This window comes from Pseudoalteromonas sp. APC 3893 (assembly GCF_030408095.1).
GTDB lineage: Bacteria > Pseudomonadota > Gammaproteobacteria > Enterobacterales > Alteromonadaceae > Pseudoalteromonas.
On record NZ_JASDCD010000001.1, the window covers coordinates 642,216 to 658,847 of the forward strand.

9 protein-coding genes and 1 tRNA gene are annotated in these 16,632 nt (G+C 41.3%); 8 read left to right on the forward strand and 2 right to left on the reverse strand.

Going from position 1 to position 16,632, the window contains the following annotated elements; all coding sequences use genetic code 11:
• Positions 1–111: 111 nt before the first annotated feature.
• A tRNA-Ser gene (locus QMA12_RS02980) sits at positions 112–199 on the forward strand.
• Between the two features lie 56 nt (positions 200–255).
• Here QMA12_RS02980 and QMA12_RS02985 read toward each other — a convergent pair.
• Both QMA12_RS02985 and QMA12_RS02990 read right to left on the reverse strand, forming a co-directional pair.
• Positions 256–651 carry a DUF2750 domain-containing protein gene (locus QMA12_RS02985; RefSeq protein WP_290208561.1) on the reverse strand — a complete coding sequence of 132 codons (396 nt, stop codon included), beginning with the start codon at positions 649–651 and terminating at the stop codon, positions 256–258.
• A gap of 78 nt (positions 652–729) precedes the next feature.
• Complete coding sequence (locus QMA12_RS02990; RefSeq protein WP_290208560.1) at positions 730–1,311, reverse strand: TetR/AcrR family transcriptional regulator; 582 nt, start codon at positions 1,309–1,311, stop codon at positions 730–732.
• Between the two features lie 141 nt (positions 1,312–1,452).
• On the opposite strand from QMA12_RS02990, the gene QMA12_RS02995 reads away from it, so the two are divergent.
• The 7 genes from QMA12_RS02995 (at position 1,453) to recD (ending at position 16,364) form a co-directional block, all read left to right on the forward strand.
• Positions 1,453–2,496: an alkene reductase gene (locus QMA12_RS02995; RefSeq protein ID WP_290208559.1), complete on the forward strand. Its 1,044-nt coding sequence runs from the start codon at positions 1,453–1,455 to the stop codon at positions 2,494–2,496.
• Positions 2,497–2,729: 233 nt separating this feature from the next.
• Positions 2,730–5,081: a TonB-dependent receptor gene (locus QMA12_RS03000; RefSeq protein WP_290208558.1), complete on the forward strand. Its 2,352-nt coding sequence runs from the start codon at positions 2,730–2,732 to the stop codon at positions 5,079–5,081.
• A gap of 60 nt (positions 5,082–5,141) precedes the next feature.
• The gene (locus QMA12_RS03005) at positions 5,142–6,269 is read left to right on the forward strand and encodes an alkaline phosphatase family protein (protein ID WP_290208557.1); all 1,128 of its coding nucleotides are present in this window, start codon (positions 5,142–5,144) and stop codon (positions 6,267–6,269) included.
• Positions 6,266–7,318 (forward strand): alkaline phosphatase D family protein, encoded by a 1,053-nt coding sequence (locus QMA12_RS03010; RefSeq protein WP_290208555.1) that lies wholly within the window; start codon positions 6,266–6,268, stop codon positions 7,316–7,318. The genes QMA12_RS03005 and QMA12_RS03010 overlap by 4 nt, the downstream gene beginning before the upstream one ends.
• A gap of 148 nt (positions 7,319–7,466) precedes the next feature.
• Positions 7,467–10,802 (forward strand): exodeoxyribonuclease V subunit gamma, encoded by a 3,336-nt coding sequence (gene recC / locus QMA12_RS03015; RefSeq protein WP_290208554.1) that lies wholly within the window; start codon positions 7,467–7,469, stop codon positions 10,800–10,802.
• Entirely contained in the window at positions 10,789–14,379 is a 3,591-nt protein-coding gene (recB, locus tag QMA12_RS03020) for an exodeoxyribonuclease V subunit beta (RefSeq protein ID WP_290208553.1), read from the forward strand. The genes recC and recB overlap by 14 nt, the downstream gene beginning before the upstream one ends.
• Complete coding sequence (gene recD, locus QMA12_RS03025) at positions 14,376–16,364, forward strand: exodeoxyribonuclease V subunit alpha (protein WP_290208552.1); 1,989 nt, start codon at positions 14,376–14,378, stop codon at positions 16,362–16,364. The genes recB and recD overlap by 4 nt, the downstream gene beginning before the upstream one ends.
• Positions 16,365–16,632: the final 268 nt, after the last annotated feature.

Here is a 16,632-nt window from a genome sequence, read left to right on the forward strand (position 1 = left end):
AACGGCCTTTTTTGTGTATATACTAAGCAATTGAAATACAATGCTGAAAAACACCTTGCACCATTGTGCGCTATTTCATACTATTACGCCGCGTTATAAAATAACGCTTGCGGTGACGTGTCCGAGTGGCTGAAGGAGCACGCCTGGAAAGTGTGTAAAGGGCAACCTTTCGAGAGTTCGAATCTCTCCGTCACCGCCATTCAAATTCAAAAAAAGCGACCTTAGGTCGCTTTTTTGCTTTTTACGTTATTAAAATTAATAGCGTTTCTTTGTCGCTCTTAATTGTGAGTCAAATTCATCAGGGAATAAGATTGTGCCGTCGTCTTCTTCTGTTGGAAAAGCGGCAATGAGTAAGTCGTCTTGCTCTAGGCCTGGAGTCCAACGGCTTTGCCAGTCTTTCACAGGAATGGCCTTCGCTGTGCAGTTTTCCCATTCGCCGGTTGCCCACGCTTCAGCGTAAATGCGCTCAGGCCACACGGGTACGCAGTCATCATCTTCATTTGCCAGCATAACGCAGCCGTCATCGTCGTTTAATATCCATACTTGTTTGTATTCTTGGACGGTTTCGAACATAAATGCCAGTCGTTTCTTTGCTCCTAATCCAAGGATTGTTTCGAACTTTTCAGTTGCACTCGCTGTTGCATTATTCATATAGAGGCTCACTTTTGATTGGCTATCGTCTTACTTTAGTATATTGACTAATATGACAGATTATCGATTGCTTTAAAATTAATTCGTAATTGATGTATATAAATCATTTGCTAGCTGATTTATGTCTTCAATATTGCTGTTGGTTAATGCATATGTACGCAGACCATATAGGCCCATAGCTAAAAATCGTGCGAGTTGTTTGGCCGAGCGTGTGGTGTTTATCTCTTGCTGATCTATAGCGCGAGCAAACTGCTTGGCAAGGGCATTTTCATAGGCATTTAAATTTGCACTTAATACTTTACTAATTTGCTCGTCTTGTCCTTCTACTTCACTGATGCTTTTAGTTAGCAGGCATACTTTCATACTATTACCGCTTAAACATTCAGCCACCACAGAGTCTATATAGTTGCGCAAGCTTGGCAGTACAGGTTTGTGATCGCAAAATAGAGCCGTAAATTGTTGGTTTCTATCTGTTTGATATTGTTCAATTGCGGCTAAAAAAATACCTTTCTTATTTTTAAATGCAGCGTACAAAGAGCCGGGGTGTAATGCGGTAACTTGGGTGAGCTTTTGCATGCTGGTTTTAGCATAACCAAATTGTGTAAATGCAAGCATGGCTTGACGTAATACGTATTCACGGTCAAATTCAGCTACTCTCATTAATTATCTCTATAGCAAATAGTGTAAGAAGGGCTTAATGTTCTAGTTTACTTAATCTTGAACAAATATTCAAAATTACCCTTGAATAATAAGCTAACCATCCTTATCTTGAATATACACTCAAGATAAGGATTTATTACAATGGCCACAGATTTACTCAAACCGTTTAAACTTAATAACAGCATTGAGCTGCAAAACCGTGTATTAATGGCGCCCTTAACCCGCTGCATGAGCGATGACAACTTAGTACCAACACAAGCTATGGTAGATTATTACGCTCGTCGTGCTGATGCTGGTTTAATTATTAGTGAAGCGACTATTATTCGTCCTGATGCACAAGGTTATCCTAACGTACCAGGCTTATTTAGCAGTGAACAAATTCAAGGCTGGAAAAAAGTAACCGATGCCGTACATGCAAATGGCGGTAAAATGTTTGCCCAACTTTGGCATGTTGGCCGTGTCGCACATCCTCACTTTTTTGATGGCGAAGTACTCGCGCCGTCAGCCATTGGCATCGAAGGGTCAGTACCCAGAATGCGCGAGCTGACTTATCAAACACCAAAAGCGGCGACTATTGAAGATATTAAAGGCCTAGTGGCTGATTATGCAAAAGCGGCTGAAAATGCGATTGAAGCCGGTTTCGATGGTGTGGAGATACACGGTGCTAATGGTTATTTAATTGACCAGTTTTTACATTATGCGTCTAATCAGCGCGATGATGAATACGGCCAAACCCCAGAAAATATGTCGCGTTTTGCACTTGAGGTGGTTGATGCAGTTATAGACGCAATTGGAGCAGATAAAACAGCACTGCGCTTATCTCCGGGTGCGTATTTTAATATGCAAGAAGATAATCGTGACAAAGCGGTTTTTGATTACTTAATAACGCAATTAAACACACGAAAGTTGGCTTATTTACATGGAGGTATTTTTGACGACAGCATGCGCTTTGCCAGTTTAGAAGACAAAACAACCTCAGAATATTTACGTGCTAGTTTTTCCGGCACACTCGTTGGGGTGGGAAGTTATAGCTTTGAATCTGCTAAAACAGCCATAAACGACAATCAGTTTGATTTAATTGCTATTGGTCGCCCGTTTATTGCAAATCCAGATTATATTAATAAGATAGCAAATAACAAAGAGCTCGTTGAATATGAGGATGCGATGTTAAGTAATTTGGTATAGCTATTTGACTCTATCACTAAGCGCATGAATAAAGCCGTGCGCTTAGTTAAAATTCAATTCGATTTAACTAAATATGGAGCAGTATTTAGTTTATTTTTCTTATATCTTCTTATTACTAGCCACAAAAAATACATACCTTTGTAACTGTATGGTAAGTAAAAACTAATTTTTCTGTCATTTAAAGTCGCCATACTTTGCCCGAATTTAAAACAACAATTGTAAATGGGACAACAATGCGCGCTTTCAATAAGAAAACCACTTTGAGCTTAGCTATTGCTTTGGCTTTTTCTTCAAATAGCTTTGCCAATGCCACCGAAATAGAAGAAGTTACAGTAGTAGCTAAACCAACTAGTTATGCTAATAACGTTATCGAGCCTTCAATGCTTGAACAGCAAAGTTCTGTATCAAGTGTATTAGCTGTTATTGATAACTTACCCGGCATTAGTATAAACGAAGGTGATGCCTTTGGCGGTGATGATTGGTCGACCACCATTACAATGCGAGGCTTTAGTATTGATGGTAATCAACAACAGCTGGGTATGACTGTTGATGGTATTCCAAATGGAGGCTCGAATTATGGCGGTGGCGCTAAAGCGAATCGATACTTAGACAGTGAAAACCTTGCAACTGTAGAAGTAGGTCAAGGAACCTCTGATATCGCATCTGCATCGCTTGAAGCACTTGGCGGTACATTTAACTTTGTGAGTAAAGATCCAAGCCTTGATAAAAGTACTACATTTGCTTATACCAACGGCGACCATGATGCCACACGTTATTACTTTAAGCATGAAACCGGTACTATTTTTGATAACACCCAAGCGTATGTGAGTTATTCACAAACAGACACCAGCCGTTGGATTGGCGATGGCAGTAATGGCGGTAAAGACAACCAACACGCTGAAGCTAAGTTTGTATCTAACTTTGAGGCGTTAACAGTTACTGGTCGTTTATCGTATGATGATGTCAGCGAAACTAACTACAACAGTGTTAGCCTTGAACAATTTGCACAAACGCCTGATTGGGATCAACTTACGTGGAATTGGACGGGCACCCCACATTTTGACCAAATGTTTGCAGAAGGCTGGGGTACACTGCGCGAAAATACGTTAGGGTATGTAAAGTTTGAATACGCGATTACGCCATCTTCATTATTAACTATTAGCCCGTATTACCATAAAAACTCAGGTCGAGGCGACTGGATCCCACCTTATTTAACTTCTCCTGTTGATAATGAAGGAAACCCAACAACTGAAGGCGGCACAAATGCAGGTTCATATGGTTTTGCAGACAGTGATGGTAACCCACTCGCACCTGATGCAAATTGTACCGAGAGTCTAAGTTGGCCTTGGGCTTCAGGCCCAGGTTTAAACCCTGCTTGTTATGATGATTCAGCCACACCGGTTATGTCGTATCGGCATACCCATTATAATAAAAACCGCTTGGGTTTAACTGCAGACTATAGCGTAACACTTGGTATGCATGATATTGAAGCGGGTATTTGGTATGAGCAATCAGAGCGTGATGAATCCCGTGATTGGCACAAAGTAATTGATGCTCGTGTATACCATCATTTTGATAGCACACCATATTGGACGCAATATAAAAATACCTTTGATACAGATACGTTCAAATGGTACATCCAAGACTCAATGGCATTAGGGGATTTCACTTTAAACCTCGGTGCTAAGCAGTACTTAGTTGAGTTACAAAAATACGACCACTTTAACGATATCACTTCTGATAAAATCAATAGTGATTCAGACGTATTATTTAGTGCCGGTGTACTTTATCAACTCAATAGCAGCACTGAGTTGTTTACCAGCTACAGTGAAAACTTTGCTGCCATTAAAGATGGGGTTTTAGAGCGTGATAGTTCAGCACTGACAGATATAGAGCCAGAAACCGCTGAGAATATTGATTTTGGTGTACGTTACCAAGCTGACCGTTTAAGCTTAACTGCAACCGCTTATTCAATTGAATTTGAAAACCGTATAACTTTTATTGCTCCAGGAAGTGATACCAGTGGTATTGATTACACCATTGGTACTAATGGCTCATACATCAATGTAGGCGGTATTGAATCTCAAGGCTTTGAATTATCTGCAAGCTATATGCTAACCGATGAGTGGAATGTTTATACCTCGTATACCAATAATAGTTCTGAATATGCATCTGATGACCCAAGTTCATACGCTAATGGCAAATTGATTGATGGTGCAGGCCCAAGCTTTAGATCGGGCGATGATGTCATAGACTCACCGAGTGACATGTTTGTACTTTCTACTGATTACTACAGTGGAGATTTTCGCTTTGGAATATCAGCTAAGTACACTGGTGAACGTTTAGGTGCGTGGACCGATGAACAAACACGCGCGCGGAACGAAGTCGATAGCTACACCGTGATTGACTTTAACGCAGGCTACTACGCAGAAATAAATGCAGGTGCATTTACCTCAATTGATATTGCTTTTGCAGTAACCAATGTGACAGACAAGCAATACCTAAGTGGCGGGACTGGGAATGGTTCTACCTACTTTATAGGTGCACCGCGTACGGCTGCACTCACATTTACTGCTAACTTTTAAGTAGTTGCATTAATTTATAAGCCCATCAGTGATGGGCTTTTTGCTTTAAAGGGTAACTCAATGAACAAATTTATAAAAATAACAATATTAGGACTTCTCACGATTACCTGCACCTTGGTGAGTGCCACTCAAAATGTCGTGTTAGTAACACTTGATGGTGTACGTTGGCAAGAAGTGTTTACTGGCGCTGACAAAGCATTAATAAACAACGTGGATTTTGTAAAAAATAAAGCACAATTAAACAGGGACTTTTGGCATAGCGACCCTAAACAACGCCAGCAATTATTAATGCCATTTATTACTCAAACAATGGCAGAAGGCGGCTTAATTATAGGCGATAGAGAAAATGGTTCGCGTATGTCGGTGAGTAATCCATGGTATTTTTCATACCCGGGGTATAACGAAATTTTAACCGGTACTGTTGATGAAAACATTAATAGTAACGATAAAAACTATAATCCAAATAAAACCATTTTAGAGTTGTTACAACAACAGGACGAATATAAAAATAAAACCGCATTATTTGGCAGTTGGGATGTATTCCCGTTTATTGTTAACGATAAACGCAGTGGTGTTTACGTAAACGCGGGTTTTATGCCTATCGACGATGAATTATCAGATGATGCGCAGTTACTCAATGCCATGCAAAATGAGATCCCCAGTCCTTGGCATAATGTGCGTTTAGACAGTTTTACCTATCGCTTTGCTAAAGCCTATTTACTGGCTAAAAAGCCTAAGCTACTGGTAATAAGCCTGGGTGAAACTGATGATTTTGCCCATGATGGTGATTACGATCACTATTTAAACTCGGCTAAACAAAGCGATGCGTTTATTAAAGACTTATGGCAAACGCTACAAACAACCGATGGCTATAAAAATAACACTACCTTGATTGTTACTACAGATCATGGCCGTGGCAGTCATGCTAATGACTGGCAGCACCATAGCTCAAAGTGTGCGCTGGCTCAATCAGAGCAAGGCCGTAAAGCGTTTCCTAATGGGATTGTTGGCTCTGAACATATATGGCTGGCTGCAATGGGACCGGCTATTAAACCAACTGGTTTAGTGAAAACTGAGCAAGAATTTAAACAAGCACAAGTTGCAGCCACTGTATTAAAAGTGCTAGGGCAAAACCCACAGAAACTTAACCCAAATATAGCACCTGCGATTAACGAGGTTTTAAAATGAAACGACTTAAATCAGCCCTCATAACATGTGTATTTTTCAGCTTTAGTACTTTAGCTGCACCTGCACCGGATAAAATTCTGTTTGGCTCATGTGGCCACCAAGATAAAGCCATTCCAATATTTGATGCAATCAATAACGAAAATGCCGATTTGTTTATCTTTTTAGGCGATAACATTTATGGTGATACCAATGATATGACCATATTGGCTAATAAATACCAAAAGCTGGGGGCAAAGGCAGGGTTTAAAACGTTAAAAGCGAACACGCCGATTATTGCCATGTGGGACGATCATGATTTTGGCCAAAACGATGCAGGGAAAGAGTACCCACACAAAGAGCAATCACGGCAAATCATGCTCGACTTTTTTGGCGAACCAAAAAATTCCATACGCCGCACACGCCCTGATGGTATATATACCTCGTACATGTATGGTGAGGGAGATCAAACAGTGAGGGTGATCATGCCTGATTTACGCTGGAATCGTGACGCACTTAATCACGTGAGTGAAACGCAGTACTACACTCAGCGCAAAGCGAATAATCAAGGTCCGTATAGTCCAACACAGATAAAGGGTGCATCAATGCTTGGTGAGACGCAGTGGCTCTGGCTTGAGCAAGAGCTACAAAAGCCTGCTGCTATTAAACTTATTGCTTCAAGTTTACAGTTATTACCAGAGTTTACTGGCTGGGAATCATGGGCAAACTTCCCCGAAGACCGTAATCGTTTATTTTCACTGATAAAAAAGCATAAAGTAAATGGGGTTATTATCGTCAGTGGTGATACGCATTGGGGTGAAATATCAAAATACAGTAAAAACCTTAACTATTCATTGGTTGAAATGACAAGCTCTGGCCTAACTGAAAAATGGAAAGATGTTAGCCCAAATAAGCACCGTGTTGGCGATTTTACTCATCAAGTTAACTACGGTGATTTAAGTATTGATTGGCAACATACAGATCCAGCTATTTCATTACAGCTCAAAGGAATTGATGGCAAAGTGATCATGCAAAGCCAATTTAGTTTATCGAGCATTAGCCCATATAACTAGAAATTCACATGCACAGAGTAAATGTTACTCTGTGCGATTAACTTTAAAGCTAACCGCCTGATTTATTGACGCCATTAACCGTTAATGGCTACCCCTGTAATAGAAAATATCTTACACTGTTTTTATCTCATGCAAGGACAGTGTCGCAATGCTCAATATTATTCAATCTAACCGAATGGAAACCCTACAAGCGCAGTTCCATAAGCTGTTAACTGTTGACCCGCTCACCAACCCATTTGAAAAAGAAGTGGTACTGGTGCAGTCGCCGGGTATGTCGCAGTGGTTAAAAATAGGTTTAAGTGAACAGCTCGGTATTGCAGCGCAGGTAGATTTTCCACTACCTTCGAGTTTTATTTGGCAGCTTTATCAGCAGTTATTACCAAACGTACCCAAAGAGTCTGCGTTTAATAAACCAAACCTTGCATGGAAAATATTTACGATTTTACCTGATTGCATTGAAGAACCATTATATTTACCCCTTAAAACCTACTTAGAAGGTGATTTAGACGGGCAAAAAACCTTTGCTCTGTGTGAAAAAATAGCCGACGTGTACGACCAATATTTAATGTATCGCCCACACTGGATTGCAACGTGGGATAGCGGCCAAGATGCCCTTGATGATGTTGACATTAGTATTTCCCCCTGGCAACCCGATTTATGGCGGCGCATAGTTGCTTTAAGTGTTGAGCTTGGGCAAAGCCAGTTTCATCGTGCCAATATGCAAGGCAAATTACTGGCAGCACTTGAGACTATGGACGAGAGTTTATTGCCAAAACGCATTAGCCTATTTGGTATATCGGCCATAGCCAGCTCTCAACTGGAAATTTTTGACGCATTAAGTAAAAAAACACAGGTGTTTTTATTCTTTTTTAACCCAAGTGAACACTATTGGGGTGATGTGGTTGATGAAAAAACCGCAGCTAAAATTACTGCTAAATACGCCAAAACCCCGTTAATTGATGCTGTAGAGCATACACTTAGTAAACCAGATGATGAATATTACTTTATTGGTAATCCGCTGCTGTCATCGTGGGGTAAATTAGGCCGCGATTACTTTGAGCAATTAGTACAACTCGATGCTAACTGGATTGATGATGGTTTCAAAAATGACTTCGCGGACTCACTATTGGGTAAAATTCAAAGTGAAATATACCAACTAGCATTTAAAGGTGAATCACTAACGCTAGATAAAGAGTGGTTTATCAATGACGAAGGCAAACTGCCAATAAGCGAAACTGACACAAGTATTATAGTAAGTGATTGTTATACGCCGCTTCGTGAAGTTGAACGCCTGCACGATTATTTGCTTAACTTGTTTCATCAAAACCCAGCACTTACACCAAAAGACATCATTGTTATGATGCCCGATGTAGGCACCTATAGCCCGTATATCGAGGCGGTATTTGGTGGTGCTCATGGCAAGCGCCATATTCCGTATGCGTTAGCCGATTTAGCCATAGAGCAAGAAAAACCCGTACTGAGCTCGTTTGCAAGTCTAGCCAACTTACCGTTTTCGCGTTTTGGCGTGTCTGACATTTTAGACTTACTGCAAGTAACACAAATTGCCGAAAAGTTTAGTTTAGAGCCCCACGAGTATGAACAAATTCAATACTGGCTTGAGCGAGTAGGGGTAAAGTGGGGCATTAACGCCGAGCATAAAAGTAGCTTTGATTTACCGGCAATAGATTTAAACACTTGGCAACATGGCTTGAACCGTTTACTGCTCGGTATAGCACAGCGCGATGAGCAAATCCCATTTGAGGGTATTTACAGCGCCGATGAAGTCGAAGGTATGGCACTCGATACACTTAATAAATTGGTGCATTTTATTGATGTACTGCAAACATTTAAAGAGCGCTTAAGCCCAGATGACACCCTTATTAATAAAGCCGATATTTTAGATGAGCTGCTTGAAGCCATTTATGAAAGTGAAAGCGATGATATCTGGGATCTTTTAGTACTTAAAAAAGTGCTCGATGAGCTGAAAAAACATCATGAAAACGGTGATTGCACTCAAGCGGTGTCGCAGCGTATTGTCAGCTATTTAATCAAACAAGGCATTCAAGAAAAAGGCGTTGGCCAGCGATTTTTAGTCGGCCAAGTTAACTTTTGTACTCTGATGCCGATGCGCGCCGTACCATTTAAAGTTGTGTGTATGCTAGGGCTAAATGATGCCGACTATCCACGTACTGTACAACCCATTGGTTTTGATTTAGTGCCGTACTCTAAAAAGCAAAAAGGTGACCGATCACGAAAACTTGATGACCGTTATCTATTTTTAGAAGCGCTCCTCAGTGCCCGCGATAATTTATATATGAGTTACATTGGTCGTTCGTGTTTTGACAACCAACCACGCATGCCATCCACGCTGGTGAGTGAGTTATTAGAATACATTGGTCGAAGCTTTACCTTAATTGAGCAAAGCGAGCAAACCTTGCCAGATTGTTTAGTAAAAGCGCAGCGTCTACAGCCATTTAATCGCCACTATTATATGCCAAGCGAGGAATCATCTGCGCAATTAGCGTTTGATGAGCATAGTTATAACCCAGTATGGTTGCCGGCTGAGGCCATAACTCCTGAGCCACTTAGTAAACTTGATGTGACAATGCCTGAGAGCCTTGACCTTGATGTGTTTATTCGCAGTGTATGCAACCCCCATGAAAGCTTTTATCAGCAAACGTTGGGTCTACGCTTACCTGAGTTTAACGATGTGGCCAAAGATGAAGAGCCGTTTAGTGTTGATGCGCTGAAACGTTATTTTTACTTAGATGAAATACTTGAAGCGGCCATTTTTGATAGACCCCTGAGCCGTGAACAAATACTGCAACGAGGGGAACTACCCCAAGCTAATGTGGGTGACTTGATTTTTGAAAGTATGGAGCACCGTGTTGACGCGCTTGCAGGGCAAGTAAAAGCACATATTGCTAATGGCAAAAATGAGCCTGTTGAAGTGTCTTTAACACTTAACTGTGAAGATGCTGATGGCAATAACCAAAGCAGCCAGCTTGAAGGGTGGCTCAATCATATTTACTTACAAAAACAAGTGTTCTACAGAAGTGCCAGTATTAAAGCCAAAGACCTAATTAAAGGCTTTATTTATCATTTAACGGCTCAAGTGATGGGCCATCCTGTGGAAACCTTGATTTTAGGTTTAGATAAACAAATCGCTTTTGCGCCATTAAGTGCAAAGTACGCACAGCAACAATTAAACCAGTGGTTTGGTTTATACGCGGCACTCAGGCAATCGCCAGTGGCGTTTTTTCCGGCCAGTAGTTATGAATACGTAAAATCCGAGGGCGATATTAATAAAGCGATTGCTAAATTTAGCCCACAATACATTGGCCGCGGCGAGGGAGAAAACCCTTATATTCGTTTAACTACGCAATCTCTATTAGATTGCCAAGAAGAATTTACGAAGTGGAGCAATACACTCCTAACGCCATTAATTGATAACGCTAAGGAGAGCGATTATGCAAGCGCTTAAGCCACTTACAATGCCACTTACAGGGCAAAGTTTAATTGAGGCCAGTGCTGGCACAGGTAAAACTTATACGATTACTGGTTTGTATTTACGCTACTTACTCGGCATGCAAATAACGGATGATCCGCATTGTGAGGTAAATAAGCCACTAAGCGTGGAACAAATTTTGGTTGTAACCTTTACCGAAGCCGCCACGCAAGAAATTAAAGACCGAGTACGCGCTCGTATAATTGCCGCGCGCGATGCCTTACTTGGCTTAAAAACTAAAGATGAGTTGGTAAGCGAGATCATTGCAAGCATCGAAGATAAACACCGTGCTTTTGATTTACTCGATGCCGCGGCAAAATCGATGGATGAAGCGGCCATTTTTACCATTCATGGTTTTTGTCAGCGCATGCTCAAACAACATGCGTTTGAATCTGGCGTGGCGTTTAATTTAGAATTTATACTCGACGAGCGCGAAATTCTTCTTGAGACCATTAAAGATTTTTGGCGTACTTTTGTATACCCACTAAATAAAGAAAAAACTGATGCTATTTTAGATATCTTCCCAGCACCTGAATCATTGTTTAGTCAGGTATCGAGCTTGCTTAACAAAGGCAATGCACTCATTACTCCTACGATCAAACTTGATGATGTATGGCAAGCACGTGAAGAGTACTTAGCTAAAATACCCACTTTTAAACAAGCGTGTTTAAATAGCGAGTTTATTGCAGCGGTAAAAGCATCAGGGCTTAGTGGCTCTAAAACGCCGGCGCGCAAAGGCAGCTTACAAGCGCTTGAGGATTTTTGCCGTGGTGATGAGCTATTTTTTAAATTTGGCACTAATAAGTATTCGTTTGAAGTTTGGAGCACTGAAAACTTAAGTGACCCGGGTAACTATAAAAAGAATCAGCCTTTATTTAGCCATGAATTACTGCCCCAATTTGATGAGCTTGCAAAGCTCAGTAGTACCATTAACAAAGGTCTTGGTATAGCCATTGTTCAACACGCTGCAAGCTGGGTTAAAACAGCCATTGTTAAACGTAAAACAGAGCAAAGTGTGATCACCCCTGATGATCTATTAAGTAATTTACACAGTGCACTTAACAGTGAGCAAGGAAATACGCTTTCGCAAAAAATAGCCCAGTTATTCCCAGTGGCGATGATTGATGAATTCCAAGATACCGACCCCATTCAATACGGTATTTTTAGTAAAATTTATGGCCAAGAAAATACTACACTTGCGATGATTGGCGACCCTAAACAAGCGATTTATGGCTTTAGGGGCGCAGATATTTTCACCTATATTGGCGCAAAGCATGCAGTTACGCAGGAACAACAATTCACATTAGGCACTAACTTTCGCTCAAGTAGTGATGTGGTAAGCAGTGTAAATAAGCTATTTGCCAAGCACGATAACAGCTTTATTTATAATGAGGCCATTCCATTTAATCCGGTTGCAGCCAAAGGTAAAAAGACCGATGAATCATTTTTAATCGATGGTAAACCCGCCAAGGCTTTTGAGTTTTGTGTATTCAACGACACAGCTGCCGATGACAGTAAAAAACCCACCAACAAAGGCGTTGGGCAGCATCATTTAGCAAGTCATTTTGCTAACAAAGTTGTCACCTTACTCAACCAAGCACAAGAAGGGCGTGCATGCATTGGTGAAACACCGGTAACCGCTGCTGATATTTGTATTTTGGTACGCGACCGATTAGAAGCTCAAATCATTAAAAAAGCACTGAGCGACGCGAAAATTGCCAGTGTGTATTTATCTCGCGATAGTGTATTTAGCCAAGAGCTTAGTCATCATTTACTTAACTTTTTAACCGCATTGCATGGCCAATATAATGAATCATTACTGCGCGGTGTATTGGCAGGACCGCTGTTTTGTTTAAGTTATAACGAGATTTATGCGCTGGCTGACGATGAAGAAAAGTGGCAATCGTACCTTAACTTTTTTTCCTCCTTAACTGCAATGTGGCATAAACAAGGCGCCATGGCGATGCTAGAGCACCTGTTAAGCCACAATCAACTAAGCGCGAAATGGCAAGGTTTAGGCTATAACGTAGAACGCTGGCTCACCGATTACCGCCATTTAAGTGAAATACTGCAACAAAAGCAAATTGAGCTTGAAGGTACATTAAGGCTATTGCGTTGGTTTGCGCAAAAGGTGAGCCAACAAGATGGTGAGGCGGTACAAGTTCGCCTTGAAAGTGACGCAAACCTAGTGCGTATTGTGACCATGCATGCATCAAAAGGGCTTGAGTTCCCGCTGGTGTTTATGCCATTTGCCAGTGGTTACCGTGAAACTAAAGAGGCTTTGTATCATAAAGATGGGCAACTTATTTACGATTTAAGTAAAGCCGACGATGCACTGCAAAAAGCTGAGCAAGAACGCCTAGCAGAAGATTTACGCTTACTCTACGTGGCACTCACGCGAGCCATTCATTTTTGCGCCATTGGCATTTATAACTTAGGGCAAGGGCAAAGCAAGCGACTTGCTATACAAAGTAGCTCATTGGGTCATGTTTTATTTGCAGGGCTTGATATTACCAGTAGCGAAGTGTGGCGAAATCATCTAAAAGCATTCTGCGATGAAAACCAAGCGATGCAATACACAGAATTTACCAGTGAACAGTTGCTAGAGCAGGGCACGTTGCAATTGGCATCAACGCAAAGCTCAAAGCACAATCTCAACGTTAATAATGTGACCGTAGACATTGAAAAAGATTGGCGTGCCACTAGCTTTAGTGCCTTGAGCTTTAAAAAACACACTGATTATATTCAACCTGGACGCAGTGACGAAGATCACGAAAAAGACGAATTTGCTGCAGAGCAAGAAGACGTTAAATCGCCATACAGTTTCCCTAAAGGCGCAAAACCAGGTAGCTGCTTACATGAAATTTTTGAGCAAATTGATTTTACCAGCCCCATAACACACCCAAGCAACGATGAACAAAATCTCGCGTGTGTAGTAGAAAAAAGTTTAAACAAATATCACATCGATAGCAGTTGGCAAGAAACCACGGAGCAGTGGATACTCAGCGCCCTACAATGCCCACTTAATAACGAAGGGCTAAGCTTAAGTGTACTGCCACCGAGTGATTGCTTAGTGGAAATGGAATTTAATTTACCCCTAGAGAGCCTAAACGCCAAACAGCTCAATGCAGTGCTTATAAAGCATTTTGGTTTTAACCAAAGCAACCTAGAGTTTTTGAATGTTAAAGGCTTATTAAAAGGCTTTGTCGATTTAATATTTTGCTTTGAAGGGCAGTATTATATTTTGGACTATAAATCGAATTACTTAGGGAACATGCCAAGCGACTACGAGCAAGACTCTCTTGAGCAAGCCATGAGCAGCCATCAATACCACTTGCAGTATTTAATTTACACAGTAGCGTTGCACCGTTTGTTAAAACAGCGCATTGCAAACTACAGCCCAGAGCAGCACTTAGGCGGCGTGTATTACACCTTTTTACGGGGGATGGGTGAAGGTAAAGGTATCTTCTTTAATAAACTCACCACTGAGCAAGTGGCTATTTTAGATGGCTTATTTACTCAACCCGCGATTAAAAAAGGAGAAGCATCATGAGCGAAGTCGATGCAATAAATGATTTACCATTATTAGCTGCGGAGCCTGATAGCACAGTAGTTACTGTGCCGTTAATTGACTATTTAGTAAGTGAAGGGCGCATGCGAGTAGTTGATGTAAAACTCGCTGAGCTTTTAACCGAGCATGTAGCAAGCGGTGCTGATAATAGTGATGTATTTAATTTAATTTTACTGCTGTGCTTAGCAGGGCAAAGCCAGCACAGCTGTTTAAATCTAGATGATGTAAATTGGCAAAATCCATTTAACTTACGAAAGTCTGACTTTAATAAAGCGCAAGGTTCAACACCCGATACAGTTAGCCCATTTAGTGATGCGTTTGATATTCAGCAAGCGGTTCGCTGTTTAGAGTCGCACCCAAGTGTGGGTGAGCAACAACCATTGTGTTTATTTGGTACTAGGCTCTACTTTGCCCGCCTTGCAGGATATGAACAAACGCTCGCTTCACGCTTATTAGCTATGAGTAAGCGTGAAATTAAAATAGACGAAGCAGCGCTTGTTAAGTTGCTCAATGACTATTTCCCCGAAGATAAAGCCCCCCAAGAAGGGCTCGATTGGCAAAAAGTAGCCTGCGCTATGGCGGCCACAAAAGGCTTTAGTGTTATCACTGGCGGCCCCGGTACTGGTAAAACTACCACAGTAACTAAGCTATTAGCCATATTACAATCACTGTACCAAAGTGCGCCGTTAAGCATAAAGCTGGTGGCCCCAACAGGTAAAGCTGCCGCGCGGTTAAGTGAATCTATTTTAGGGGCTAAGCAGCAATTAAAAGCGCTGATACCAAATCATGTTGAGCCAAATATTCCGCAAACGGCGCAAACTATTCACCGTTTGCTTGGAGTTAAACCCTTTACCAATAAGTTCAAACATAACAGCAGTAACCCATTGCACGTTGATGTATTGATCATTGATGAAGCGTCGATGGTTGATTTATCACTGATGGCTAAACTAATCGAGGCATTACCCGCTCGCGCAAGGTTAATATTGCTCGGCGATAAAGACCAATTAGCGTCGGTAGATACGGGCAGTGTAATGAGCGACTTATGCCAAGGATTATCTCTTGGGCAAACGCCGAGTTATTCTGGTACGCGCTGCACTGAGCTTAATGAGCTGTGTTTTAAAGGCGAGCAAAAGCTTCAACCACAACAAAGCTCATTTGCATTGGCCGATTGCATTGCGTTTTTACAACATAGTTATCGTTTTGATGCTAAAAGCGGCATTGGCGAGCTGGCTTTTGCGGTTAACACTAACAATAGCGGTAAGCTCAATTATGTTGAGCAGGAAATCTATTCAGGTAAATTTAACGACGTTATTTTAGATTACGATATTGTCACTAAGCCAATTGAAAAACTGGTGCAAAGCGCTGCTAGTCATTACAGTGAGTATTTAAACCTCATTAAACAAGGAGCGCCGAGTGCAGACATTCATCAAGCATTTACTCAATACCAATTACTCGCCGCCGTGCGTGAAGGTGATTATGGCGTAAACAGCTTAAACCTTCGCATTGAAAAGCAATTACATAACCTTGGTTTAATCAATACCCATGCAAATAACCGCCATTATTTAGGTTTACCTATTATGATTGCGCAAAACGACTACCAATTAAAACTGTTTAACGGCGATATTGGTATTTTACTGCACGATGAAAACGCGCAGCTAAAAGCGGTATTTATAGACGAGCAGGGCAATGAACGGGCATTTTCACCCGCACGACTCCCAGCCCATGACAAAGTGTATGTAATGACCATACATAAATCACAAGGCTCAGAATTTGCCTACACCGCCATGGTTTTACCCCCTGCAAACCAAGCAACGGCAGGTATAAATCGCCAATTGGTCTACACCGGTATCACCCGTGCAAAACATACATTTGAGCTGGTGGCCGACAAAAAAGTATTACTCATGGCCATGAGTAAATCAGTCAGCCGCGCATCAGGGTTGTATGAGAGGTTGGCTAGGTTGAGTTAGCGAGGGTTAAGTTAGCGAGGTTAGAGACTAGCGCGGTGTTAAGTTTATTATGTGGGAACTTGCTTTAGCTGTGATTGTTTCAGTTTGCGAGTTAGCGAGGGTTAAGTTAGTAAGTCATTAGAAGCTACAGTACTCAGCATACTTATATTTTCAGTTGAGTAAGGTTTTTTGGAGAAATGTTTGAAAGTTAAACCCAATAAAAAGCTCCGAAATGAAATGCTCAAAAGGGTATTTATAGCTTTGGTTCTACTGTGCATCGCAGTATATA